Source organism: Candidatus Neomarinimicrobiota bacterium, from assembly GCA_021734025.1.
GTDB lineage: Bacteria > Fidelibacterota > JAANXI01 > JAANXI01 > JAANXI01 > JAANXI01.
On record JAIPJS010000001.1, the window covers coordinates 63982 to 89482 of the forward strand.

The following is a 25501-nucleotide window of genomic DNA, read 5'->3' on the forward strand; positions in this document are numbered from 1 at the left end:
TTTACTTTTCCAAAAGATTATCGGTAGATATGTGCAACCAATTGTCGTTGGCAAATGAAAATATGAGTGAAACCTTCCATTCCGTATTTACGGTTTACATGCCCTTGGGCGAAATGTCCTGCCCGGGGCAACAGAAAAATGAAAGTTGATACCCGTTGTATTGATTACCTGAGCTCAATAATGTTTGCTGAATTCTAGCCACCGCAGCCCTTTCATTTTTTGTATTCGATATCTGTGGTAAAAATTACCACACCTATACAAGTTTTACCTACACCACTTTCAAGTTTGTACCTATACCAGCCACCGGAAATTTACCATATACTCGTAGCGAGTTTGATTACGGAACTTCCTTCCTTAACAGGATAAATCAGGTTGTATCCGGGCAGCGGGAAAAGAAGATTCGGTCAAATCTCACTGGACAGATGAGTCACAACTAAAGAGGAGGTACAATGCCATGAATAGACTATTCGGTAATAGTCTGCGGCGGGGATTTCTATCTCTGGCGGTAATTTGTGTTATCGCTATCGGAGTGGCCGGAGTCGGCACAAGTCAGGTGAATGCTGCTGTTTTAGGACCTGGATTGACCGACTCGCTGGCAACGTTGACCGGGGATGAAGAATTAACTGTGGTCCTCACATTCACCGGAGATCGTGTAACCAAGAATGACCTGGATATCGTCCGTACGCTGGGAATTGACCAGGGTATTACGTTCGAAGCCTTACCTATTATGGGGGTAAAAGCGACGGAAACGCAGATTCAGGCACTGGCGGAAAAAACTGAGGTGCTCTCCATTTGGCCCAATAAAGAATTAGAGTATTACAATTACGAGGGGCGGCACTTAACCGGCGTTGTTCGAGCACGAACAAATAATGAAATCATCGGAGAAAACGGCGGGTTTCCCATTGATGGCTCTGGGGTGGCCGCTATGATTAATGATTCCGGGATCGACGCCACACACAGCGATCTGGAATATGGGGATCACGTTGTACAGAACGTTCAGGCAGTGACCAATTTGAATTCCGTCGTTGGTTTGGCACCGGTTGTGTATCTGGAGGATCAGCTGAATACGGATACCAATTCCGGCCACGGGACTCACTGTGCCGGAACATTTGGCGGGACCGGAGCGCGCTCCAACGGTAAATACGCCGGAGTGGCCCCTGGGGCGGACATCGTGGGATACGGTTCTGGTGGTGTCCTACTTATTCTCGATGCAGTTGGCGGGTTTAATTATGCGCTCACACATCCGCGTCTTGGTATTCGGGTGATCAGTAACTCCTGGGGAACGACGGGCAATTTCGATCCCACTAATCCGATAAATGTCGCTAGTTACTGGACGACCCAACACAATATTAACGTTCTTTTTGCCGCAGGCAACGAAGGCCCTGGCGAAAATACGCTCAATCCGTATTCTTTGGCGCCGTGGGTTATCTCGGTGGGCGCCGGAGATAAATCCGGTAAACTGGCGGACTTTTCCTCCAGAGGTGTACAGGATGGTACTGGCCATTTCACCTATAACGGCGAACAATTTACCTATCACAAACGGCCGACTGTCTCCGGCCCGGGCGTGGACATTATTTCCACCCGGGCATCAACTAATCTCTCTGCAAATGGTGGTGAAGAGGACATCGGCGCTATTGAAGAAGCCTTTCTGCCGTTTTACACACGGATCTCCGGGACCTCAATGTCTACACCCCATGTGGCAGGCATTGTAGCCCTGATGCTGGAAGCTGATCCGACCCTTTCGACATCCGAGGTGAAGGAAATCCTTGAGAAGACCGCGACCAACATGTCTGGCCGCCAGAGGTGGGAAGCAGGCACCGGCTACGTGAATGCGTTTGCCGCCGTGAGTGAGGCGATGGGATTGCGGACGGACTACGGGGAAACGGTGAATTCGCTTCGGACTTTTAACAGTAATGCTCAGGTCGATGTTCTTCGTACCGGATTTACAGTTGATTATAATCCGATTACGCTTATCTCGGACAATTCGTATCAGTTTATGGTTCCTTCGGCTCCGGAAAATCCGGACCGGTCGGACGTCTCACAACTGCAGGTCAAGATCGATGTATCCGGCTACGATGATCTGGGTAATATCATTAACCTCGTACTGATAGCGCCGGACGGCACAGAGTATAGCTCCGGGGTTTCGGTACTATTTACGTTATATCATGAGCGGGCTATAGTCGTAGAATCCCCCGATCCCGGCACATGGACGGCCGAACTGCGGGGAATCCGCGGTGACGAGGCCAATCCCACAGACGGAGTGGCGCTGCCTGAGAACGGCGTTCCGGGCGTTGTGACATTGCGGAAGGTCGTGGGTTTTGACGGGCTCTCCGATATCAATGGCCATCGGGCTGAGGACGCCATCAAGGTGGCAGTGAGCGAGCGGCTGGCAGACGGACTAAATAATGGAGACTACAAGCCGGATCGGGCGCTGCGCCGGTACCATCTGGCCGAATACCTGACCATGGGGATGAATATCCGCCAGTATCTCCCTCCGAATAACAGCTCCACCTTTTCGGATGTATGGGGCGAGCGGGCTTCCTTTGCAGAAGCCGTTGCTGCGAAAGGGGCAGCTATCCGGGATACCTTCCAGGTTCACCGGGGTGTTATGCTTCCGGAAGCCGATGGAAAATTTTCGCCATGGCGCACTGTGGAACGATACGAATTGGCGTATAGCCTGGTGCAGAGCCTCGGTCTGGAATCACAGGCGCTTGCACTGAATGATGAACAGGTCACAGTATATTATCAGGGTGAACGTATCCCGGTTGAAGATGCCGACGAAATCCCGGAAGATATGCGGGGCTATGTCCAGATGGCTTTAGACCTGGGAATTATGAACGCCCACTTTTCGCTGACGCAAGGTCCGTACGACCTTGAGCCCACCGTACATGCCACATTTGAACCGCAGGAAACAGTAAACCGGGGTGAATATGCAGTGGCTAGCACACGGTTCTACGCATCATTTCTGGAGGGATTTACCCTCCCCGAAGGCGGTGCCCAGGCGAGTATGGCCTCCAACCAAACTGCCAGGGAAATTACTACCCCGGAACGGTTTTCGCTGGAACAGAACTATCCGAACCCGTTTAATCCGTCCACGACCATTTCCTATAATCTGCCGGAAGAATCCCGCGTCACTCTCTCTGTTTACAATGCGCTGGGACAGCAGGTCACCACCCTGCAGAATTCGGTGCAGGACGACGGACATCATACCGTCCAATGGAACGGGACGAGTGCAGACGGATCCGTCGTTCCGAGTGGTGTCTACTTCTACCGGATCCGAGCCGGGGAATACACCGAAACGAAAAAAATGATGCTTATGCGTTAAAGGGGTACAGGGGAGAAAAGGAACAAACCAGGCCGTCCCGGTTTACCCCAACCGGGGCGGCCTGATAATTTTCTGTGGAACCTTCAAACCGGGTTAAGAGAGGTGCAAATTATTTGGTCAAAAAAGGAAGATGAATTGGGGGAAATATATTAAAAACAATGAATTATCATATTTTATCGCAAAATGACTAAAATTTTAAAATATGAAATTGAACACTTGCTCATGAGAAGAATGAAAGATCATTTCGGTGATATACACTTTCGGGAATAGCCGCATTTGATATCACTGGGACAAAGGGATGTTCCCTTTAACTAACGATTAACCGAACGATAACTAAAGTGGAGATATGTAATGATACAACATATTAGAAGATATAAAAGGATGTTACTCACTCTCAGTTTCCTGGGTGGATTTGGAATGCTTATTCTCTCGGGGTGCAGCAATCCCAGCGATTCCGGGGACAAAGCCCGGGTGGAGGGATACGCCACGGACGAAAACGGAAACGAGGGCTTTGAGAAGCCAGCTTCCGGGGTTGAAGGTGCTACCGTTACAATGGTCCGGGCGAATGCCCAGGGCAATTTCGAATCGGTTACCGACGCGTCTGCTACGACCAATGCAAGCGGACATTTTTCGCTGGAAGCTGACGTCGAAGGAGAAGAAAATCTGATTGTGAGCGCCCAAAAGGGGAGTCAGACCTGGCGGTCTCACATTAGCGGCACGGTCGAGAGTGGCTCAACGGTTCGTACTGCTCCCATGACGACCGAAACCTCTGTGGAGGCTGAAGTGTATGCCCGGATGGTGGCCAGGGGAGAAGCCAATGCCTGGTCGGTTTCGGAAATGAAATCTGACGTGAACAGGCAAGTGGCCATGGCGACCCACGGAAGTGCAACCGCCTATGGAGACCTCGCCAGCGCATTTCGGAATAAGACCGAAGCGGAGGCCGAAGCGCTCTCACACTCTTCAGTCGGTCTCACTTCCTCACAAATTGATGCCATTGCCAGCGCTAAAGCGGAAGCACAGGCAAATCTGGAGTCGGAACTGTATGCCGCTTACGGGAACCAGTCCCAGACGACACAGGCTTACGCGGAAGCGGAGGCTGAAGTACGGCAGGCATATGAATCCAACAACGCTGATGCCGAAGCCCGGGCCAGGACACATACGATTTCCGGGAAAGTGTTGCTGCAAAGTACTTCAAGTCTGAATTCGAGTGCCCGGGGAGCTCTTGCCCAGCGAACATCGTTGCGGACAGCTACGGCACTGGATGCAGCTGTGCGCGCTCAGATGCAGGCCCTCGGAGCGAGTTCAGGAGAAATCGATGCCGTCGCAAGTGCAGGTGCAACGCTCCAATCTTCAATCAAGACCGCATCGACAGTGGGTGAGGTGAAAGCCGCATTTGAAACATACCACAATGCTGTGCTCACAGAGCTGAGTAACTCCTCCAGTATCAACGTGAGCGGGGATCTTGTGGCAGAGATCGATACTTCCGTAAATAGCTCTTCCGGTGCCCGGGTGACTCTGGAGGCAGCGATTTCCGCAGCGATTTCGCTCGGAATTGACGTCAGTGCCGTCGTCGACGCCTATGTCCAGTTCTACAATTCGGTACAGTCTATTGTTGAATCGACGCTGACTTCTGCCTCAAATGCTGATGTACAGGCTGTTGCGAGTATAATGATTCTGGTGAATATGTCCACCTGATTCTCAAGAGCTCCCCCAAGATGATAGGCCGGTTTTCTCCCAAAGATCCACCGGGGGAGAGCCGGCCTATTTGTCCAATAAATACATGCAAAAATTCGGATAAAAAAAATTTCCAACTGTAGCCCAATTATATAAAAACCAACGTTACCCAATGCGGAATAATATGTGAATTATTACTGTCGACTGATGGTACATATTTACTTTACTAACCTGGATTATTCATGAATTTGAACGGGATCAAATAACCCAGCCTACCAAGGGGAGATGCTGCCCGGAAAAAGGAGCGCACAGGTCTTACCCGCCAGGTCGCTCGGTTTTTCCTGACGGGTAGCTTATTACGCTAGTAACCTTCCGGGAAAAGTCAGCTACCCGGAAGATTGGAGTGTACGGCACGCTCGCCCTTCTTCGAACTTGTGAATAATGCAGGCTAAATTAGCCTAGCTTTGATAGTCTGAGATAAAGGTCAAAATCAGGCCGGTTCGGTTTCCGTTGAGCACTGTTTTATGTATTACAACACGCATCGGGATTCGGCCGTCATTCTTCCCCTGTAAATGCAATTCTATGGATGTATCTTCCGATGATTCCGGTCGTAAAATATGTAACATAGTTTCCATGGTCTGCCGAATATCACCGCCGTCGACTAGATCAAACAGGTGGAGATTTTCCAGGGGATGAGCAATACTTTCGCCCAGCAATTCTTCCATCTGTTGGTTATAGTCAAAGATGCGACCGGATGATGTTACTGTGAGTGCCGGAAGTTTTTGGAACGATTTGGAGATGGTTAAACCTCTCTCGAATCCTGAAATTTCAAACTGCGGTTGATTATGAATAAAGTCCATATAAACCCCATCTTCCCTGCTATTCAAATTTGTATTGACATCCGTATAATTATTCAGAGTGTTTCGTAACATTATCCTCAAATTGGTATAGTGAAATTCAATTATCATACCAGTCATTTATGAGAATACATAAACATAAAACAAACAAAAGTTTAACATAAATAAACCAGGGCGAATAGGATTGCACAAACTATGACCACAGTGTAAGAAATAACACATTGTCGTGTATTGTGGTACACAGTCCTTTCGAGAATTGCCATAGAATACAGGGTGAGAGATAGTCCGAGCGCTCGATGATTAACTCAGGCGAACATGGTGATACAGGAGATTTAAAACAGAAAAATAGTGTAAATTTGTGAGGAGAGGATGCAACTCAAATAATGAAGTAGAGACTCGAATCCACAACCGATGCAGTTTATTTGAGTCAGAGTGCAGAAAACTGATTCTGGAACTATTAGTAATAGTAATAATTCCTATTTTCCGCTTGGAAATCAAATCTGAATTTTTCATATTATCTTTACAATTCTGACAATACACTGGTTCATATTGCTTTTCGAACAGGGCAATAAGAAGACAGTGGTAAAATTTTAGTGTAAACGGTAATTCATAACAATGAAGGAAAAAGGAAAATATTATGGAAGAACCAAATGTAGGCGGCTGTCCTTTTCACGAGGGAGAGTCCATGTCCGAAGCAGGTGGAGGAACAACAAATGAAGACTGGTGGCCCAATAAACTGAATCTGGATATTTTGCGCCAGCATTCCTCATTGTCGAGTCCCCTGGATGAGGATTTTAACTACGCCGAGGAATTTGAAAAACTGGATTTTCAGGCCGTGAAACAGGATCTCCATGATGTCATGACCGATTCCAAAGATTGGTGGCCTGCGGACTGGGGACACTACGGACCGCTGTTTATCCGGATGGCGTGGCACAGCGCAGGTACTTATCGCGTGGCAGATGGTCGCGGAGGCGGAAGTACCGGGAATCAGCGTTTTGCTCCGGTCAATGCCTGGCCTGATAACGTGAGCCTCGACAAAGCGCGTCGTTTGCTCTGGCCTGTTAAACAGAAATACGGTAAAAAACTTTCCTGGGCTGACCTGATGATCCTGGCCGGGAATGTCGCCCTGGAATCCATGGGCTTTGAAACCTTTGGTTTCGGGGGCGGACGTGAAGATGTCTGGGAACCGGAGAAAGATATCAACTGGGGACCGGAACACGAGTGGCTGGCAGACGAGCGCCACGATGACGAGGGCAATCTGGAAGGCCGGCTTGCTGCCGATCATATGGGGCTTATCTATGTGAACCCGGAAGGTCCGAACGGCGAACCGGATCCGGAAAAATCCGCAAAATTCATTCGTCAGTCCTTTAAGCGCATGGCTATGAACGATGAAGAAACGGTTGCACTGATCGCCGGCGGACACACCTTCGGCAAAGTACACGGTGCGGCTCCCGAAGAACACAACGGCCCGGATCCCGAGGCGGCGCCTATCGAGCAGCAAGGATTGGGTTGGAAGAATGACTATGGTACTGGTAAAGGCCCTGACACCATCACTAGTGGCCTGGAGGGCGCGTGGACCGATAAGCCGACCGATTGGGACATGGGCTTCTTTGAGAACCTGTTCGAATATGAATGGGAGCTGACCAAAAGTCCTGCCGGGAAATACCAGTGGACACCGAAAGACGATGCCGCCAAAGATACAGTGCCTGACGCGCACGATCCTAACAAGAAGAATGCTCCGATGATGCTCACCACGGATCTCGCGCTGAAAGTTGATCCGGAATACGAAAAGATCTCCAGGCGATTCTATGAGAACCCGGATGAGTTTGCAGATGCTTTTGCCCGTGCATGGTTTAAACTGGTGCATCGCGATATGGGGCCCAAGTCCCGGTATCTCGGTCCGGAAGTGCCTGAGGAAGATCTGCTCTGGCAGGACCCGATCCCGGAAGTGGATCATGAACTAATCAATGATAAAGATATCGAGGATCTTAAAGGGAAAATCCTGAACTCTGGTCACTCCGTATCTGAGCTCGTATCTACTGCGTGGGCTTCCGCATCTACCTTCCGTGGCTCCGATAAGCGCGGTGGCGCAAATGGCGCCCGTGTGCGGCTGGCTCCTCAAAAGGGTTGGGAAGTCAATAATCCGAAACAGCTGGCAAAAGTCCTGGAGTCGCTTGAAGGTATTCAGGAAGGGTTCAATAATGCCCAGTCAGGTGATAAACAGGTATCTCTGGCGGATCTGATCGTACTTGGTGGCTGCGCCGCAGTTGAAAAGGCGGCAAAAGATGCAGGTCATGATATTACAGTGCCATTTACTCCAGGACGCGCCGATGCCACTGAAGAACAGACGGATGTGGAATCTTTTGAGGTGCTTAAACCGGTGGCGGATGGATTCCGGAATTACAAAGATGCGGATCATGACTGCGTTACGGAAGCGATGTTAATTGATAAAGCTCAGTTACTGACTTTAACTGCTCCCGAAATGACGGTACTCGTCGGCGGTATGCGGGCACTCGACGCGAACTACGACGGTTCAGCGCATGGCGTCTTCACTGAAGATCCGGAAACGCTGACGAACGACTTTTTTGTGAACGTGTTGGATATGGATACCACCTGGAATCCAATCGATGATGACGAGGAATTGTTTGAAGTCGTTGATCGTGACACCGGCGAGCGAAAATGGACAGCAACTCGAGCTGATCTGATCTTTGGTTCGAATTCCGAACTCCGGGCTCTGGCAGAAGTCTACGCTTCCGATGATGCTGAGGATAAATTCGTTCAGGATTTTGTCGCTGCATGGGACAAAGTCATGAATTTGGATCGGTTTGAGCTGGAGTAACCACAGGTAAGTGTGACAACATCTGTTAGTGATATACAGACGCAACAGCCTCAAACCGAGGCTGTTGCGTTTGTAATTGAGCGCCGACTAAGTATCTCCCAAAACATTTGAGCGAATGGACAATATGCCCAAGGCAGTTTGTGCAGACATCTGTTTAAACCGCACACACTTCCGCTATATTTCTTGATGACTAACAATAGTGTTGAGTGCACCTGTTCTGTGGAGTGTTATAAAAAAAGTTGGAGCGTCGATTATTTTGTCATTTGGCCGTAATTTGTGCGTAAGACGGCTTTTTTGGACGAGGTAAAAAACGGATAAAAATTACCTGATGACAAAACTTAACCCCTCTATAAGCAGGTATTACAGAGGGGTTATGACGGGTGCCGGAGGAGGGACTCGAACCCACACATTTTGCATTGATGGGGATTCCGGGGTGCTGAGAATTGAACCAGGAGGTTTGATTGTTTACAAATCAGCAGGTAAACACTGAAAGGAAAACCATCCAAGAAGTCCCTGGAGTGAGCGGCAATGGGGCCAGGGGAGTAAACCGCCAAAAAAACACAATTTAACTGTATTCCAGTTATGCGTTCCTACCTTACCATTGATTTTCAGGACTTTTTGCTATATCCCATAGAAAATGTGGCGAATTACCGTATAGATAATCAAATTGGATGGGCTTTATCACCGGCTGGATTATTTTATGAAGAGATTGTCTAGTGATACCATATAAAATAGTTTACCGGGGTAATATCACTTTCCACAATCGTTGAATAATTTCCTTCAATTATCAATATCACCCAATTGCTGGTTTTTAATTCCACTTCATCGGGGTCTCCTTAAGCCTGTAGAATGTGTAAACTCGTGCTTGGAACATCAGTTATAAAATGTTGTTCACGGAAGCAACATCGCATGGATTCATCACTTGATTCATGTTATATTCTTTGGCAGTAACACATAATCCCAGAAAAGGACCAGGGAAACCGGTAATGGCCGGGGTGGTATGGAAATATCTGAGGGATTAGTAGATAACGCTACAGGACACGCCCGATGAAAGAGAAGATTACAGCGAACGTCGACAACGCGAAACAACTTGAAAAATTATACCGGTCCGACCAACAGGGATTTGCCAACGCCTTCTTTGCCATCCTCCCGGAGATTGCAGATACCAGGATGGCCGAATTCTGGAAAGCCCGGTTGGACTACGAGGAACGGTCAGAACCGTCCGTTCGCATATCGGCAACGGATATCCTGTATCTGATCGCCGCCTGCGTCCTCACCGGATTGCTTATTAAAATACCGCAATGGTTCGGCATCAATGCAGAGGAGGCGTTATTCTATGAGAAAAACGCCGGGCTCATTGTCCTATTCGGATTATCCTTCTATGCATTCCTTACAAAGAACGTCCTCAAGACGCGTGACATCCTCATTACCGCGGCTATCTTTCTTCTGTCCGCTGTATACATCAATCTGCTCCCAACACAGCAGAGCAGTGATTCCATCCTGTTAGCCTTTCTCCATTTGCCGTTGATGCTGTGGTGTCTCTACGGGTTGGTGTTTATTGACTTTGACCTTGCGGATACCCACAAGCGGATCGATTACATCAAGTACAACGGGGAGTTAGCGATTCTTGTTGCCCTTATCGCTATTGCCGGGGGCATGTTAACTGGCGTCACCATTGGATTATTTGCTGCTATTGAAATTAACATTGAGCAGTGGTACTTCGATTACATTGTCATCTGGGGCGCCGTGTCCGCCCCGATCGTCGCCACGTTTATTGTGCGAAAATTCCCGTTTGTTGCCAATAAAATCGTCCCGATTATTGCGAATATTTTTAGCCCGCTCGTGCTGATAACATTGGTCGTGTATCTCATCAGTATTGTGCTCACCGGAAAAGACCCGTATCATGACCGGGATTTTTTACTTGTTTTCAATCTCCTGCTCCTGGGCGTCATGGGGATTATTGCATTTGCTGTTTCCGAGACGTCGATGAAGAGTGCCCACAGGTTTACCGGGATAACTCTGTTGGCACTGGTTCTCGCAACACTGATTACTGATGTAGTTGCATTGTCGGCAATCCTGTATCGCCTCGGCGAATACGGGTTGACTCCGAACAGGACGGCGGTGCTGGGCGCTAACCTCCTGATTTTCGGCAACCTGGTGCTCATCATGCGTGATCTCTATGGAGTTAACTTCAAAAACAGAGCGATTGACCAGGTCGAAATAACTATAGCAAAATATCTGCCCATTTACGCAGGTTGGACTGTTGTTGTGGTTTTTGGGTTTCCGCTGATGTTTGGATGGAAATAACTGGCCTTGTTTGTCTTTAAATTTACGTAGAATCCAAGTAAATAGAATAATTAAAGTTGTGAGAAAAAATGAGGAATTGATGAGTACTAAAGATAATATTCGAAATATTATCAGTTGGCTATTTGGCGCGGTATTCTTAACTCTCGGTGTATTGAATGGGTGGTTAGTCCATCCCGTTCCAGGTGTTTTTTACTTATTGGTTGCTCTCCTATACTCCCCAATGGGAAGTACTATTCTCAAAGAAAGGTTTGGGCTCCTCATGCCGTTCGGAGTAAAAATCAATCTGGGGCTCGTTATTCTCTGGGGAACGTTAGCCGTGGGCGATCTTGCGGAAATGTTCGGGCTGTAGGGATCGTGTTCTGCAGGTATATGGACAGATAAAACGTGGTGAACCCCCAAAAACATTAGAAGACATCGGCAATGAGAAAGGTGACAAAACGATGAAAACAACACCGGAACACAATGAGCGCATCGCAAATATGACGTTTGCCTCAGTCTATCCGCACTATATTGCAAAAGTTGAGCGAAAGGGCCGTACTAAAGACGAGTTATTGCAGGTTATTGAGTGGTTGACGGGCTTCAATGAACAGAAACTGCAAGAAATAATTGATGAGAAAGTGACGTTTGAGATCTTTTTTCAGCAAGCAACACTCAATCCAAATGCCCACCTTATTACAGGTGTCATCTGTGGCTACCGGATAGAAGAAATTGACAATCCGTTAACGAAACAGGTCCGGTATTTAGACAAATTGGTGGACGAATTGGCTAAAGGGAAAAAGCTGGAAAGTATCATGCGGAGTGCATGAAAATCGACACACAGATGCAGTCAGATAAATATCATCCCGGCGATATTTATAATTCCACTCCTGAATGTCACTGCTATCGCCTGTGCTTAATTTATGCTCAGGAATATTCAGTCGCAGAAAATATAGATGACTGATTAATCAACCGGAAACAAATTCAGTATAATCCGGAAAGGGAAAGCACACTACCAGACTCCAGCAATTTATTTAAACAATTGCCCTTGACTTACCTTGGGAATGTAACCAGTTTATCCATTGAATTAGCAGCATTTGTGGGTAGTTATCACCTTTTCAGTTCTTAGAAGCGATTTAATAGAAAGTTTCGATTCATCGGGAGTGGTCTACTGAGGCTTCCTCCAGGGAAAAAATTAGTAAAGTATTCACGGGTGAAGGAAAATATGCAGGATACAAAAAAATATGCAAATCTGTTCGAAAAAGCCGCGTATCCAGCATCCTTATCCCGAATGCCCGACGGAGTATTGGTTGATGTCAATGAAGCATTTGAACAGACGTTTGGTTATTCCAGGGGGGAAGCGCTCGGTAAAACCACCCGGGAGTTAGGGATAAATCCTGATGCTGAAACCCGGAAGCGGATTCTCAAATCTTTGCAGGAAACCGGTGCAGTCCACCGCGAGGAGATGCCGCTCCGGACCAGATCAGGGGACGAGCGGGTATTTTTAGTCAATATGGACATCCTGGACATCGATGGTGAACAATTTATTCTTAACACGACGCAGGACATCACCGATCAGAAGCGGGCGCAGGAGTCGCTGGAGGAGAGCGAGGCGCGGTACCGCAACCTGATCGACGTCGCCCCGACCGGTATCGCTGTGCACTGTGACGGAAAGGTTGTGTTTGTGAATCCGGCGGGCGCCCGAATTCTGGGTGCGCAATCGCCGGAGGATCTCGTTGGAAAGCCGATTAGTGCAATCATTCATCCCGATGGATTAGCACAGGCCCGACAACGGATTCAACGGATGCTTTCAGGTAAACAAGGATTGTATCCCGTCGAAGATGTTTATATCAAAATGGACGGTACGCCATTACATGTGGAGGTGGTGGCGACTGTGCTGACCTATCGGGGCAAACCTGCTGTGCAGGTGGTTGTTACCGATATCACGGAAAGGCGCGAAGCCCAGAAGAAAATCCGGGCCTCGGAGGAGCAGTATCACGCCTTCTTCGAGCACAGCATGGATGCCATACTGTTGACGGCGCCGGACGGAACCATCCTGGAAGCGAATCCCGCCGCGTGTGCCATGTTCGAACGCACTGAAGAAGAGATTATCCGGGCGGGCCGGGCCGGACTGGTCGATTCGTCCGATCCGCGACTTGCCGAAATGTTGGAGGAACGAAAAAAGACTGGGAAAACAAGTGGCGAACTGACGATGTTTCGGCGGGACGGCACCCCATTTCCGGTGGAAATTACCTCCGCGGTCTTCGAGGACAGCGACGGAAAAATGCGAACGAGTATGATTTTGCGGGATATCTCTGACAAGAAGAGAGCGAATGAGGCGTTGACAGCGAGTGAAGAGCGGCTACGGCTTTCTACCGAGCTGGCGAATGTGGCCGTCTGGGAATACGATTTCCGCATCAATGAAATGTCCAGATCCGACAATCATGACGAATTGTACGGATTAGATTGGCAGGATGTCTGGAGAATTGACACTTTCCTGAATGCAACGCATCCGGACGATCGTGAGTTATCGAACAGAAAAATACAGGAAGCGGTGGCACCGGGTGGGCCTGACCGGTATCAGTTCGATTTTCGGATTATCTACCCGGATGAGTCGATTCATTGGCTCGTGGTTGTCGGAGAAGTCGTAGAACGCAATGCTCAGGGCGAAGGAATTATTGTCCGGGGGAGTTTGGTCGATATCACCAATCGCAAACTGACGGAACAGGAGCTACGGGCGAATGAACAGAAATACCGCGACCTCTTCCACAGCATACAGGATGCGATTTTGGTGGCCGACACAAAACGGGAGATTATCGATTGCAATATGGCTTTCACTCACTTGTTTGGCTATACACTGGAGGAAGTCAAGGGAAAACAAACTGCGTATGTATATGCTAATTCGGAAGATTATCAGCGCATGGGGACACAACTCGCCGACCATATGGAGGATCCCGAATTTACGCTGGTGGTTGAATTCCGGAAAAAGTCCGGTGAAACCTTCCGCGGCGAAACGGCAACAAATTACCTGCAGGAACCGAATGGGAAAGTCATTGGGTTTATAGGGTTGATACGGGATGTCACCGCGCGGGAAAAGCGTCTGAGAGAGCTGGCGGAATCCCGGCAGGAATTACGCGCGTTAGCCGCCCACCTGCAATCGGTGCGGGAGGAGGAACGCCAAGCGTTGGCGCGGGATCTCCATGATGATACCGGCCAGGTATTTACCGCCCTCAATATGGATCTCTCGTTCCTGGAACAGTCCCTTGAGAATGCCAAATTGCCTGCGACGGAGACGGCGATGGTGTTGGACGAGATCCATTCGATGACACATACCATCGACGGGGCGATGCATCGATTGCGGCAGATTTTAATGAACTTACGGCCGACCGTCCTGGAAAATTTGGGATTGGGCGCCGCCTTGGAACAACTCACGGAACATTATCAAACTGAAGTGGCATTACAGGTACTGTACGACAATAGGATAAACCGGGTAACACTTGGTTCGGAAAACGATTTGGCCGTATACCGAATTGTACAGGAAGCGCTGACAAATGTTGTGCGGCACGCCAAAGCCTCTCAGGTATCGATCACGGTACAAGAAGAGGGGAACGAATTACACGTTTCGATTCAGGATGATGGCATTGGAATTTCAGAATCGGAAATTCCGTCGAAAAACCATTTTGGAGTAATTGGTATGCGGGAGCGAGCGAAAGTCGCGGGGGGAGATATGACTATGGCGCGGAACGATGAATCTGGGACGACCGTCAGCGTTCGTATCCCGTTAGGGTCATGAACTGGAGGATAATAGTATGATTCGGTTGCTCATTGCTGATGATCATGTGCTTATTCGCGAGGGATTTCGAAGGATCGTAGAAAATGAGATAGATATGGATCTCGTGGGAGAAGCCAGCAATGCGGGGGAGGCGTTACACACATTGCAGGCGTCTGATGTGGATGTGATGGTACTGGATATTTCTATGCCGGGAAAATCCGGGCTGGATTTCCTGGAAGAGGTCAAGAGGTTTTCACCGGAGACAAGTGTATTAATCCAAAGTGTCCATCCTGAAGATTCCTATGCCATTCGAGCCTTAAAAGCCGGAGCCGCTGGATATATTACGAAAAGCGGGCACGGAGATGAACTCCTGAAAGCCATCCGAAAAATTGCCCGTGGAGGTCGGTATGTTTCGGAGTCTCTCGCTGAAGCACTCGCCTTTGCCTTGCAACAAGAGACCTCTGAGGCTCCACATTCCCGGTTATCAACCCGGGAATACCAGGTCATGATCCAGTTTGCGGAAGGGAAGGGCAGTGCAGAAATCGCCAGGAACTTGTCATTGAGCAGAAGCACCATAAATACCTACCGGAGTCGTATTTTAGAGAAATTAGATTTAAGTCGCACCAGTGATATTATCCATTATGCTATCGATAATCGCCTTTTGGATAGATAGGTCAAGTCAGTAAATTGACGGCATGCTGTCGTCATTTGTACGACACAGTTTGTCTTTATTCGACGATGCCTTTACCGACATTTTTCAAGTATTTTCAATTACTCTATTGCCAGGCTAAAGGAGAGCCCTTGTGCATATATTGCTAGTAGATGATTCAGAACTTATTCTGTCCAGATTACGTCGGCTCATTTTATTGAAATATCCAGATGTGGTTATTACCAGCGCCAAAACGTTTCACCAGGCAGAGGAAGCGCTTCAGCCTCCCTTGCCTGATGTCGTGATACTCGACATCCAGTTGCCCGACGGGAACGGGATTGATATCGCGGAGAGAATTAGAAAAATTTCACACGAAATGAAAATAGTGATCTTGACCAATTATAACGAGGAAGGGTATCGCAAGGCTGCGATGGTGGCTGGAGCGGACTATTATATCAATAAATCAGGGGAGTTCCGGAAAGTACTTCCCCTGTTGGGAACCATTTTAAGTGAACTACAAACCGAATTATAGTCAATATCTCCGGAAGTATCCCAATTATACTTTCCCTGTCACCTCTTGTGTGACACGAGATTCATGATAATGACTATTTACCCATATCGGGTGTTACCGTATCATTCCCTCGATCGTTCTATCAAAGGGACAAGGTGAATCAATGCATGATTCTATCCATTCAACTATAGACTCTATTATCAAGTCGATGCTCCATATATTAAATCGACCGAATAATTGGCAAAATCTCCTCCGGGATATTTTTACTCTATTGTATGAGCAGAATCCGTATCGCCGGTTTCAAATCGTATATCCAACTCCCAACCGCGAAGGGGATCAGGCAAAATCTCCTATGACCGCAGATATCCAGTTTCAGTTTTTGCAGGATCAAATTCAATCGGCGAATGAAAATATCTTGCGACAGGCCATGAAGGGACGGACATGCGATCACTTTTTCCTAAATGAGAATCTGGAAAACTATCGGCGAACCGAATTTGGCACCGTCCTGGTTTCTTCGCGTGATATCACTGCACAGGAAAACCATTGTAATTGCGATTTTATGAAGACGCTTTCTGCCTCAGATATGGTCTTGGCTATCGTCCCTATATTGCATAAAGGAGTCCCCGTTATGCTCCTGGAATTCGCCGGGAAGGGGATGGACGAATGCTCTGACTGTCTCGATGGACTCGAAGAGATTGCCGAGGCTATCGGGGCCGCGTATAAACGATTCCTGTTGGAACAGGACATTCGAATAACTGCAGAAAATCTGAAATTAATCATTGAATCCACTGGGGATGCGATAATTCTGCGAAAATTAGACGGGCCGTTCCTCCATGTGAATGAACGAGCCGTCGAATTGTTGGGATATACCAGAGACGAGTTCCAGGAAATGCACCCGGAGGATATCGATGTGGTTGGAGATCACGATGTAGGGGAGAGGTTGGAACTGGAGGGGCAGGTGCTGTTTGAAACCGTTCTGCGCAGAAAAGGAGGCTCCCTTGTGCCTGTAGAGATTAACTCCCGCTATGTTCGGTATCAACGGCAACAGGTCATTTTGAGTGTCGTGCGGGATATTTCGCGCCGAAAAACCTATGAAAAGCAGATTTTTCGCCAAGCCCAAATACTAAAAAATGTGCAAGATGCTGTGTTTGTAACTGATAACGATTTTCGCATTGAATTCTGGAATCAGGGCGCCGAACAGATTTTTGGATATACGGCAGAGGAAATGGCACAGGCAATTCCTACTTCTACCTGGATTCATTCCAGATCTTTAGAAATGAGCCACATTTTCGAAACGATTCACACCAAAGGGAAATTTGAGGCGGAAATCCAGATAAAAAGGAAGGACGGGCAACAGCGCTGGATTTCCATGACAATCTCACGATTAACGAATACACGGGATGAAGATGAGGGGTATCTTGGCATGGGGAGGGACATTACTGAAAGAAAACAAACTCAGTTGGAACTTTTGAAGCAAACCCATGCACTTGAGCAGCGAGTAAAAGAGTTGCGAGGTCTTTATGAAACCTCCCGGATAATCAACGAGGAACTGGATCTTAAGACGACTCTGGTAGATCTGCTTGAAGTGATAGCTGGATCATGGCAGTATCCCCAACAGACTGTGGTCAGAATTGTGTTGGATGGGCAAGAGTATGCTACTGCAGGATTCCAGGATACCGCTTGGTGCCAGTCAGCCGACATCCTAGTTGGTGATAGCCCTCGGGGCCAAATTGAAGTGGCCTATCTGCAAGAATTTCCAACAGCCGATGAGGGGCCGTTTCTGGAGGAGGAACGGTGGCTAATTAATACACTTGCCGATCGAATTGCCAGGTTTATCGGGCGTCGTGAATCCCAGCATGAGCTCCAACAAAGTGAGGAGCAGTATCATCAGCTCTTTGAATCCATGCATAACGGCTTTGCTTTGTGTCGTATGGAGTATGATGATACTGGTACTCCAGTGAATTTGGAATACCTGACGGTGAACTCTGCTTTCGAGCACATCCTCAAGATATCTCGGGACCAAATTGAAGGAAAAATGATCACGGATGTTTTTCCAGAGATTTGGGAGACAGATAAAGAGTTGATAGCACTGTACAGCAGAGTTGCCACTACCGGACAACAAGAACAACTCACAACCTATATCGAATCCCTGGGGCTATGGGTCGAAATTACGGCGTACTCGCCTGAATACCCCTATGTTGCAGTGATATTCACTGATATAACCGAACAGAAAAAGGCCGAAGCATCGTTGCGTGAGGAAAGTGAGACCCTCAGGCAAATTACAGAAACCAGCCCGGTCGGAATCACCCTGTTCGATTTAGACGGAAACATCTATTCTGCAAATAGTCATGCCCGTGCGATTTTTGGTCTGCGGGAAAGTGACCTGCACCACCGGTCGTACGATGCTCCGGAATGGAAAATCACTGATAATGCCGGGAATCCCATCCCCGCTGAACAGTTACCTTTTTCGCAGGTCCGTCAAACCGGCAAGGCAATTTGGGACTACCAACATGCGATTGAGCCGAAAGACGGGTGTAGAACTTACCTGTCGATTAACGCAGCTCCACTCCGGAATAAAGCAGGCGATATGACAGGAGTCATTGCGGTAATATCGGATATCAGTGAACGAAGACAGATGGAACAACAACTCTTTCAAACTGAAAAAATGGAAGCCATGGGCCAAATTGCCGGTGGTATCGCCCACGATTTTAATAATGTCCTCGCAGCAATAGACGGGGCCAACCAAATGATAGAATTACAAGCCGATGATGAGAAGTTTCTGAAGTATCTCCGGATTATTAAATCCAGTGTAGAGCGCGGGAATGCCGTTACCAATCGAATGTTGACCTTTACCCGGTCATCCAAACCTGAAATGCAACCATTGGGTCTGATGCCATTACTTCAGGAATTTGGAAGTATGGTCGAATATACTTTGCCAAAGGATGTTCATGTGCATCTTGCTGATGTTAATTCTTCTGTTGAGGTGTTGGCGGAATCCAGTCAGCTACAGCAAGTCCTTTTCACCCTCTGTATTAATGCAGCGGACGCGATGCCAAACGGTGGTAACATCCATATCGCTACCCGCAAACCGGAGGAATATGAACTTCAGCGGTACCGTCCTAATACAGCACAGGAGTACTGGTGTCTGACAGTAATTGATGAAGGATTTGGTATGAGCGAGGAAATTCAGTCCAGGATATTTGAGCCATTCTACACCACCAAATCTTCGTCCAAGGGAACGGGACTGGGGTTGGCAGTGGTCAAAAAAATTATGGATTTGCATGACGGATGGATTACTGTCGCCAGCGCACCAGGTGAGGGCGCGACGTTTATACTTGGATTGCCCCTGCATACAACACAAGAGGGGGATGATTCCGATGAAATACCAGCGCGGAGGGAATTGTACAATGGGGATGGAGAATATTTGCTCGTAGTCGATGACGAAGAACCGTTGCGACAGTTGATGAAGGAGTCCTTTACGGCGCAGGGATACAGGGTATTGACAGCACCGAATGGCAAAGAAGCCTTTCAAATTGTATCCACCTCGAATCCTAAAATCGATCTTGTGCTCACCGATATTGGCCTTCCGGATATCAATGGAGGAAGGTTAATAATGCAAATTCATGCGACGAATCCGGACCTCCCGGTGATTGCAATGACGGGATATGTGGATAATCAAACCCGGGACGAACTTTTGAGTGCCGGTGCCAGGTCAGTGGTGACCAAGCCCTTCAATATCGAACAGTTTAACCGGCAGGTGTATAACATATTAAATCCCAAACCCTTTGAAATAGCCGTTACATAATTCAGAGAAACGGAAGGAAATGACACAATGGATAAACACAATGTGCATACTACCTTTAGTCCCAAATTGGATGCAATCCTCGGGGGAGGCATTCCGAAACAATCGCTGAATATCCTTGCTGGCCACCCTGGCGCAGGAAAATCTATTTTTGCCCATCATTTGCTATTTCATCATTTGAAAAGACAGCCACAGTCGAAGGTCTTATATCTCACGACTCTGTCAGAACCCCCAGCAAAAATTATCCGGTATATGCGGGATTTTTCGTTTTTCCAGAGCGACCTCTTTCAAACCCGTTTTCAATTGGATGATATCGGACCGACTATCCGTGAGAAGAAATTTGGTGAGATTTCCGACAAAATACTCGAAATAGTCCAGCAATACCGCCCGGATATCTTGGTGATCGACTCCTTCAAGGCCATTCGGGATATCGGGGGACAAGTTGATGAGTTCCGGCAATTTGTGTATCAGGTTGCAGTTCGGCTCTACGGACAACAATGTACCACTTTTCTGGTGGGGGAATATGATATCAGCGAAATTAGCCAGGGAGCTGAATTTGCCGTCGCTGATGGAATTATCTTGTTGGAGATGAGACAGGTGGCTGGAGAACCCCAGCGGTTGCTCCAGGTCAGAAAACTGCGGGGGCAAAATCCAGTGACTGCCCCTCTCCCATTTTATATTGATACCGATGGAATACAGATTCAATATTTAACAACGGTGGCGGACAGTGAGGACAAAGCAGAAGAGCAAATCCGCTCAACTGGAATTACGGCGTTTGACGAATTGGTGGATGGGGGATTGGCGTCCGGTCAGACTCTACTGATTTCGGGAGTATCCGGGACCGGGAAAACAACCCTGGCATTGCAAATACTCCATAATGCATTACAGCGGGGAGACACCGGTCTGTATTACTCTTTTGAGGAATCTCGGCGGGCCTTATTGAGAACGGCAACCCATTTTGGTTGGTCGTTTGAACAGGCCATTGCAGAAGACAGGGGCCATTTTTTTTATATTCCCCAGACGGCTATCAGGATCGAGGAGGTGATTTCCAGATTGGAACAGGAGATTGAACGTTATCAACCGCAATGGCTCATCATGGATTCATTTTCTGTCTATTTACATCGCGTGGAGGAGCCTGCGATTATCCGGGAAAAAATGTACCAAATTCGTTCGTTGCTTCAACACCATGATGTGACAGGGTTATTAATTTCTGATATCCCGGCACACGCTACGACTCAATTATCGCGAGCTGGAGTGGAGGAAACCGTTGCAGATGGGACAATTGTTCTCCGGAGCAATTTGGAGCACAATAACCGCTGTCGGTATTTGGAAGTGTACAAAATGCGCCGCATAAATCACGTCAAAGGGATGCACCGCATGATCATCGGAGAGAATGGAATTGAAGTCTTCTATACCTCCGGATGGATGGAGACCCCAGACTCTGAGGGGACCACTTTTACGTTCACACCGCTTCAATCCAGAATCGAGAACCCCCTGCGTTATAATTCGGCATGGCTGATTCGGGGGGAAGCCGGCATGGGAAAATCAACCATGGCCATGAATTTTGTGGCGGAGGGATTACAAAATCAGGAATCCGTATTATTAATCACCGCAGATGCTCCAGAGCAGGATACGGTTCGGCGGCTATCTACGGTAGGTGTGGATGTGGAACCATATCTACATTCCGGACAATTGAAGTTGTTGGATGCCTATTCCGGAAATAATCCTCAGTTAAACCTGTCGGATCCCGAAGTGTTGAAATATTATATTTTCAGTTGTGTTTCCCAAATGCAAACCCCGATCCGGGTGGTTTTCGATTCAATTACTCCGCTTTCAGTTCGAAACAATCTAGAGGGGTTTGTGGAACTCATACATCAAAAAAACCGAATGCTGCGACATCCCCAGGTAACTGTTTTAGATACACATCTCTACCAACGCAACGCGGGAGAAGAATCGCTGGCGCTGTTAAACGGGTATGATATTGTAATTGATTTGTATGCAACCGGTGAGGTTACTGCAAACGCCAAGCGACAATTTCAGATTACGAAGGCTCGTGATATCAAGGCTGACTCCACCCCCCAATCCTTCGAAATTGATCCGGCCAGAGGAATCGTACCAGTGGATCACTAACCACATTATTGTGTAAGGATAAAAAATTGAAAAACCTGATCAATAAGGCACTTCAAATTCCGCAGAGCCTGGTTGAGGAATGGCAGGAAATCGTAAATATCATGGCGGAAATTATTGAAGTCCCTGCCGGACTGATCATGCGGGTTTCCAGCGAGGAACTCGAAGTATTCGTTGCGAGCCAAACTCCGGGGAATCCCTATACTCCCGGTGAATCCGAGATTTGGAACGGCTCGGGACTGTATTGCGAAACCGTTATTAATTCGAGAGAAAAACTTTTGGTCCCTGATGCGTTGAGTGATCCGAAATGGGAGAGTAATCCTGACATCCGGCTCAATATGATTTCGTATTTGGGATATCCTATCTTTCTTCCAAATGGGGAGGTCTTCGGTACTATTTGTGTCCTGGATAATAAAAAAATGATTACTCTGCCCTTTATGAGCAGTTTATGATAAAACTGAAGACACAAATTGAGCAGCAGTTACAATTGCTGGAGATGGCTAAGAAACTACAAAAACATAAAAAGGAGCTCGACCGTCATATAGAGGAAATACATAAGTTACAAGGATTAATTCCGATTTGCGTCCAATGTAAAAATATCAGAGACGACGATGGTTACTGGCATTTGGTAGAGGAATATTTTGTACACCATCCGGACATTGTATTTTCTCATACCGTTTGCCCGAACTGCAAGGAACTTTTGGTTTACAAATAATCCCAAAAAAATATAGTCTGGATTATTCATGAATTGGATCAAATGAATGGTCTTTATCGGCGCTAACATCAATATTACCAACGAAGTAGAGCCGCTCCATTAAACGCCTCTACATACAACAATATCTATGGGTTACAGTGTTTTCTGTGATACAAGGTTTCCGGGGTTATTATAAAAATATTCATTGACTTGGCATACTCACACACCCTCCAAGAAAAGTCCCTCCAGTGAAATCCGTCTAACATCGTAAGAGTCAACAGACTTATCATTCGCTTCAGTGGATTTCCCTACCAGAGCCCAATTATTTTCCTGAGTTACTCAGGATGGGCAAGGACTGTGAATGATCAAGAAACCGCGGAATTGCATATGGGATTTTGGCAGGAATTTAAAGAATTTTCCATCAAGGGAAATGCAGTGGATATGGCAGTCGGGATCATCCTGGGGACGGCATTCAATCGAATTGTGAATTCGCTCGTCACCGATATTATTATGCCGCCGATTGGGTATTTGCTTGGTGGGGTGGAATTTGCCGACCTGGCTATTGTCTTTCGGGAATCCGCTGACAGCGCCACCGGTGAAATGTCCCCCTAGTGTCGATCCGATATGATCAATTTCTGACAACTGTCGTGCATTTTATTATTATTGCCTTCTCCATATTTATAGTGGTGAAAGTTAAGAATCGAATAATTCATGCCCGGGAGAATTGACCAACCCGAAATCAGGCAGTTCTCTGCTTTGAGTGTCCTCATAACTGCAGTATATTACCTGTTCTGTTTGCGGAAATTTGATAGCAGGTTCTAATTGAAGATTACAAGATTACTTCTTTTTGTCATCGTGACTGTATTTTTAACACATTCCGTGCATTCACAACCGAAAATAATATTCGATACCGATTTCGGCGGAGATGCCGATGACCTGGGGGCGTTGGTCATGTTGCACCACTTTGTCGATCAGGGAGAATGCTACCTACTCGGTATTATGAGCTGGTCCATGGATAAATATACTGTTCCGGCCATCGATGCGGTCAATCAATTCTACGGACATCCGGATATTCCTATTGGCACGAGAAAGGATTCACTCCGTTTTGATGATTGGAATTACAGTAAACCGATTACTGATAATTTTCCATACAAATGCAATTACGAGGATGTCCCCGATGCCACGACACTGTACCGGGAGTTATTATCAGAGAACCCTGACTCCAGCGTCACTATTGTGACAGTCGGTCCGCTGAAGAATATTGCTGATTTGCTCAAATCCGAAGGTGATACAATTTCTACTTTAAGCGGGAAGGAATTGATCGAGAAGAAAGTTAAAGAGTTTGTCATCATGGGCGGCAAATTTCCCCAGGGCGATTGGGAGTGGAACTTTTCAGGGGATATGCCTGGGGTCACGAAGTTTGTTATTTCTCAATTAACTGTCCCTATTACTTTTACCGGCTACGAAGTGGGCATGGCTATCAAAACAGGGAAGGTGTTGAACACCATCGATCCGGAGAACCCGCTCACTAAAGGCTATCGACATTTCAGCGAACATGCTCACTGGGACAGAGAAAATTTCACTGGCAAAATCCTGGATAATGCGACGTATGACCAAACGGCCGTTTTATATGCGGTCAGAAATGGTGTTGGAACCTATTGGGATAGAATATCAAATGGCGTCTGTGTCCCGGATAACAACGGCGGAAACACGTGGATTGAGGGGGTACAGTCCAAACATTCGTACCTTCAATTGACAATGGATGAAGAGAAGATTGCGAGGAAAATTGAATATTTTATGCTCGGAGATTTTTAACATGAATTTGAATTATTTCTTAGCGCGGTCGAGTACATGAAAATTATATCTTCCCGGTTTAACGTTGTGGTCGGATTAATAGCGCTCCTGCTAATAAGCTGTGATGTCAAAGTCATACCGGCAGAAGAATCAGGACAAGATACTTCTGGCACAGTTAAGAAGTTCACCAATCCGCTTTGGGATGGCGCCGATCCTTTTATGGTAAAACACGCCGACTCCTATTATTACATCGAATCCCTGGGCCGGGATGGGATAGCGGTCTGGAAATCCGGGAAAATGACGGAGCGGGGCGCAAGGCGTATTGTCTGGACTCCGCCGGACACCGGCTGGAATACCGACGAAATCTGGGCGCCGGAGTTACATTTTCTGGAAGACAAGTGGTACATCTATTATGCCGCCGATTCCGGGGCCAACCGCGACCACCGGATGGGAGTCCTGGAAAGCACAAGCCAGGATCCCCAGGGGGATTACAATGACAAGGGGATGCTGTATACCGGCGACTACATCGAATCCGATTCCCTGAACCGGTGGGCCATCGACGGTACGGTGCTGGAGTTCGATGGGCAACTGTATTTTATCTGGTCGGGCTGGGAATCAACTCATGACAACCAGTATCTGTATATTGCCCCGATGAGCAACCCGTGGACAATCTCAGGAAACCGGGTGCGGCTCGCAGACAATGATGATTATATCTGGGAACGGGTCGGGGAAGATCCGGGACAACGCGGACTGAACGAGGCGCCGCAGGTATTGAAAAACGGGGAACATGTCTTCGTAATTTATTCCTGCAGCGGGTCGTGGCAAACCACATATAAACTGGGTATGTTACGGCTGGACAATGGCGGAAATCCACTGAATCCCGCACACTGGACGAAAGCGTCCGAGCCGGTCTTTCAGGGGACGGAAGACGTGTATGGCGTTGGACATGCCTCGTATGTCAAGTCCCCGGACGGGACGGAGGACTGGATTATCTACCATTCCAAAAAGGAAACGACACCGGGCTGGGATCGGGATGTCCGGATGCAGCCGTTTACCTGGAATGCTGACGGCACGCCCGAATTTGGTACGCCGGTGGCGCCGGGCGATTCTCTATCGGTACCGTCCGGAGAACAGTGAACAACTCTCATATCCACTTAACTTTTTAACTATGGAA

Annotated in this window: 19 protein-coding genes; 18 read left to right on the plus strand and 1 reads right to left on the minus strand. The window is 47.6% G+C overall.

Features of this window, described 5'->3' with window-relative positions; genetic code table 11:
- The first annotated feature begins 454 nt into the window (after positions 1-454).
- Together K9N57_00260 and K9N57_00265 are read left to right on the plus strand one after the other, a co-directional pair.
- Positions 455-3325, plus strand: coding sequence for a S8 family serine peptidase (locus K9N57_00260; protein ID MCF7802601.1), 2871 nt, complete (start codon positions 455-457; stop codon positions 3323-3325).
- A 351-nt stretch (positions 3326-3676) separates the two neighbouring features.
- The gene (locus tag K9N57_00265) at positions 3677-5020 is read left to right on the plus strand and encodes a hypothetical protein (protein ID MCF7802602.1); all 1344 of its coding nucleotides are present in this window, start codon (positions 3677-3679) and stop codon (positions 5018-5020) included.
- A gap of 437 nt (positions 5021-5457) precedes the next feature.
- On the opposite strand, the gene K9N57_00270 is transcribed toward K9N57_00265, so the two are convergent.
- Entirely contained in the window at positions 5458-5931 is a 474-nt protein-coding gene (locus K9N57_00270; protein ID MCF7802603.1) for a PAS domain-containing protein, read from the minus strand.
- 562 nt (positions 5932-6493) lie between these two features.
- Here K9N57_00270 and katG point away from each other — a divergent pair.
- From katG to K9N57_00350, 16 genes are all read left to right on the plus strand, one after another.
- Complete coding sequence (gene katG / locus K9N57_00275) at positions 6494-8695, plus strand: catalase/peroxidase HPI (GenBank protein MCF7802604.1); 2202 nt, start codon at positions 6494-6496, stop codon at positions 8693-8695.
- Positions 8696-9742: 1047 nt separating this feature from the next.
- Positions 9743-11002, plus strand: coding sequence for a DUF4153 domain-containing protein (locus tag K9N57_00280; protein MCF7802605.1), 1260 nt, complete (start codon positions 9743-9745; stop codon positions 11000-11002).
- Positions 11003-11081: 79 nt separating this feature from the next.
- Positions 11082-11351 carry a hypothetical protein gene (locus K9N57_00285; protein ID MCF7802606.1) on the plus strand — a complete coding sequence of 90 codons (270 nt, stop codon included), beginning with the start codon at positions 11082-11084 and terminating at the stop codon, positions 11349-11351.
- Between the two features lie 91 nt (positions 11352-11442).
- Positions 11443-11808 (plus strand): DUF2200 domain-containing protein, encoded by a 366-nt coding sequence (locus K9N57_00290; protein MCF7802607.1) that lies wholly within the window; start codon positions 11443-11445, stop codon positions 11806-11808.
- Complete coding sequence (locus K9N57_00295; GenBank protein ID MCF7802608.1) at positions 11805-11942, plus strand: hypothetical protein; 138 nt, start codon at positions 11805-11807, stop codon at positions 11940-11942. The genes K9N57_00290 and K9N57_00295 overlap by 4 nt, the downstream gene beginning before the upstream one ends.
- A 261-nt stretch (positions 11943-12203) precedes the next feature.
- Positions 12204-14771: a PAS domain S-box protein gene (locus K9N57_00300; GenBank protein ID MCF7802609.1), complete on the plus strand. Its 2568-nt coding sequence runs from the start codon at positions 12204-12206 to the stop codon at positions 14769-14771.
- A gap of 16 nt (positions 14772-14787) precedes the next feature.
- Positions 14788-15423, plus strand: coding sequence for a response regulator transcription factor (locus K9N57_00305; GenBank protein MCF7802610.1), 636 nt, complete (start codon positions 14788-14790; stop codon positions 15421-15423).
- A 130-nt stretch (positions 15424-15553) separates the two neighbouring features.
- Positions 15554-15931, plus strand: a complete 378-nt coding sequence (locus tag K9N57_00310; GenBank protein ID MCF7802611.1) for a response regulator — start codon at positions 15554-15556, stop codon at positions 15929-15931.
- A gap of 142 nt (positions 15932-16073) precedes the next feature.
- Positions 16074-19715: a PAS domain S-box protein gene (locus K9N57_00315; protein MCF7802612.1), complete on the plus strand. Its 3642-nt coding sequence runs from the start codon at positions 16074-16076 to the stop codon at positions 19713-19715.
- Positions 19716-19742: 27 nt separating this feature from the next.
- Positions 19743-21842 carry an AAA family ATPase gene (locus tag K9N57_00320; GenBank protein MCF7802613.1) on the plus strand — a complete coding sequence of 700 codons (2100 nt, stop codon included), beginning with the start codon at positions 19743-19745 and terminating at the stop codon, positions 21840-21842.
- A gap of 26 nt (positions 21843-21868) precedes the next feature.
- On the plus strand, positions 21869-22291 hold the full coding sequence (locus K9N57_00325; GenBank protein ID MCF7802614.1) for a GAF domain-containing protein: 423 nt from the start codon (positions 21869-21871) through the stop codon (positions 22289-22291).
- Positions 22288-22554, plus strand: a complete 267-nt coding sequence (locus K9N57_00330) for a hypothetical protein (GenBank protein MCF7802615.1) — start codon at positions 22288-22290, stop codon at positions 22552-22554. The genes K9N57_00325 and K9N57_00330 overlap by 4 nt, the downstream gene beginning before the upstream one ends.
- 336 nt (positions 22555-22890) lie before the next feature.
- A complete protein-coding gene (gene mscL, locus K9N57_00335; GenBank protein MCF7802616.1) occupies positions 22891-23145 on the plus strand; it encodes a large conductance mechanosensitive channel protein MscL in 255 nt (84 codons plus the stop codon).
- On the plus strand, positions 23145-23261 hold the full coding sequence (locus tag K9N57_00340) for an MscL family protein (GenBank protein MCF7802617.1): 117 nt from the start codon (positions 23145-23147) through the stop codon (positions 23259-23261). Before mscL ends, K9N57_00340 begins: the two co-directional genes overlap by 1 nt.
- 94 nt (positions 23262-23355) lie before the next feature.
- Positions 23356-24348, plus strand: a complete 993-nt coding sequence (locus K9N57_00345) for a nucleoside hydrolase (protein ID MCF7802618.1) — start codon at positions 23356-23358, stop codon at positions 24346-24348.
- 36 nt (positions 24349-24384) lie between these two features.
- The gene (locus K9N57_00350; GenBank protein MCF7802619.1) at positions 24385-25464 is read left to right on the plus strand and encodes a glycoside hydrolase family 43 protein; all 1080 of its coding nucleotides are present in this window, start codon (positions 24385-24387) and stop codon (positions 25462-25464) included.
- Positions 25465-25501 lie beyond the last annotated feature (37 nt).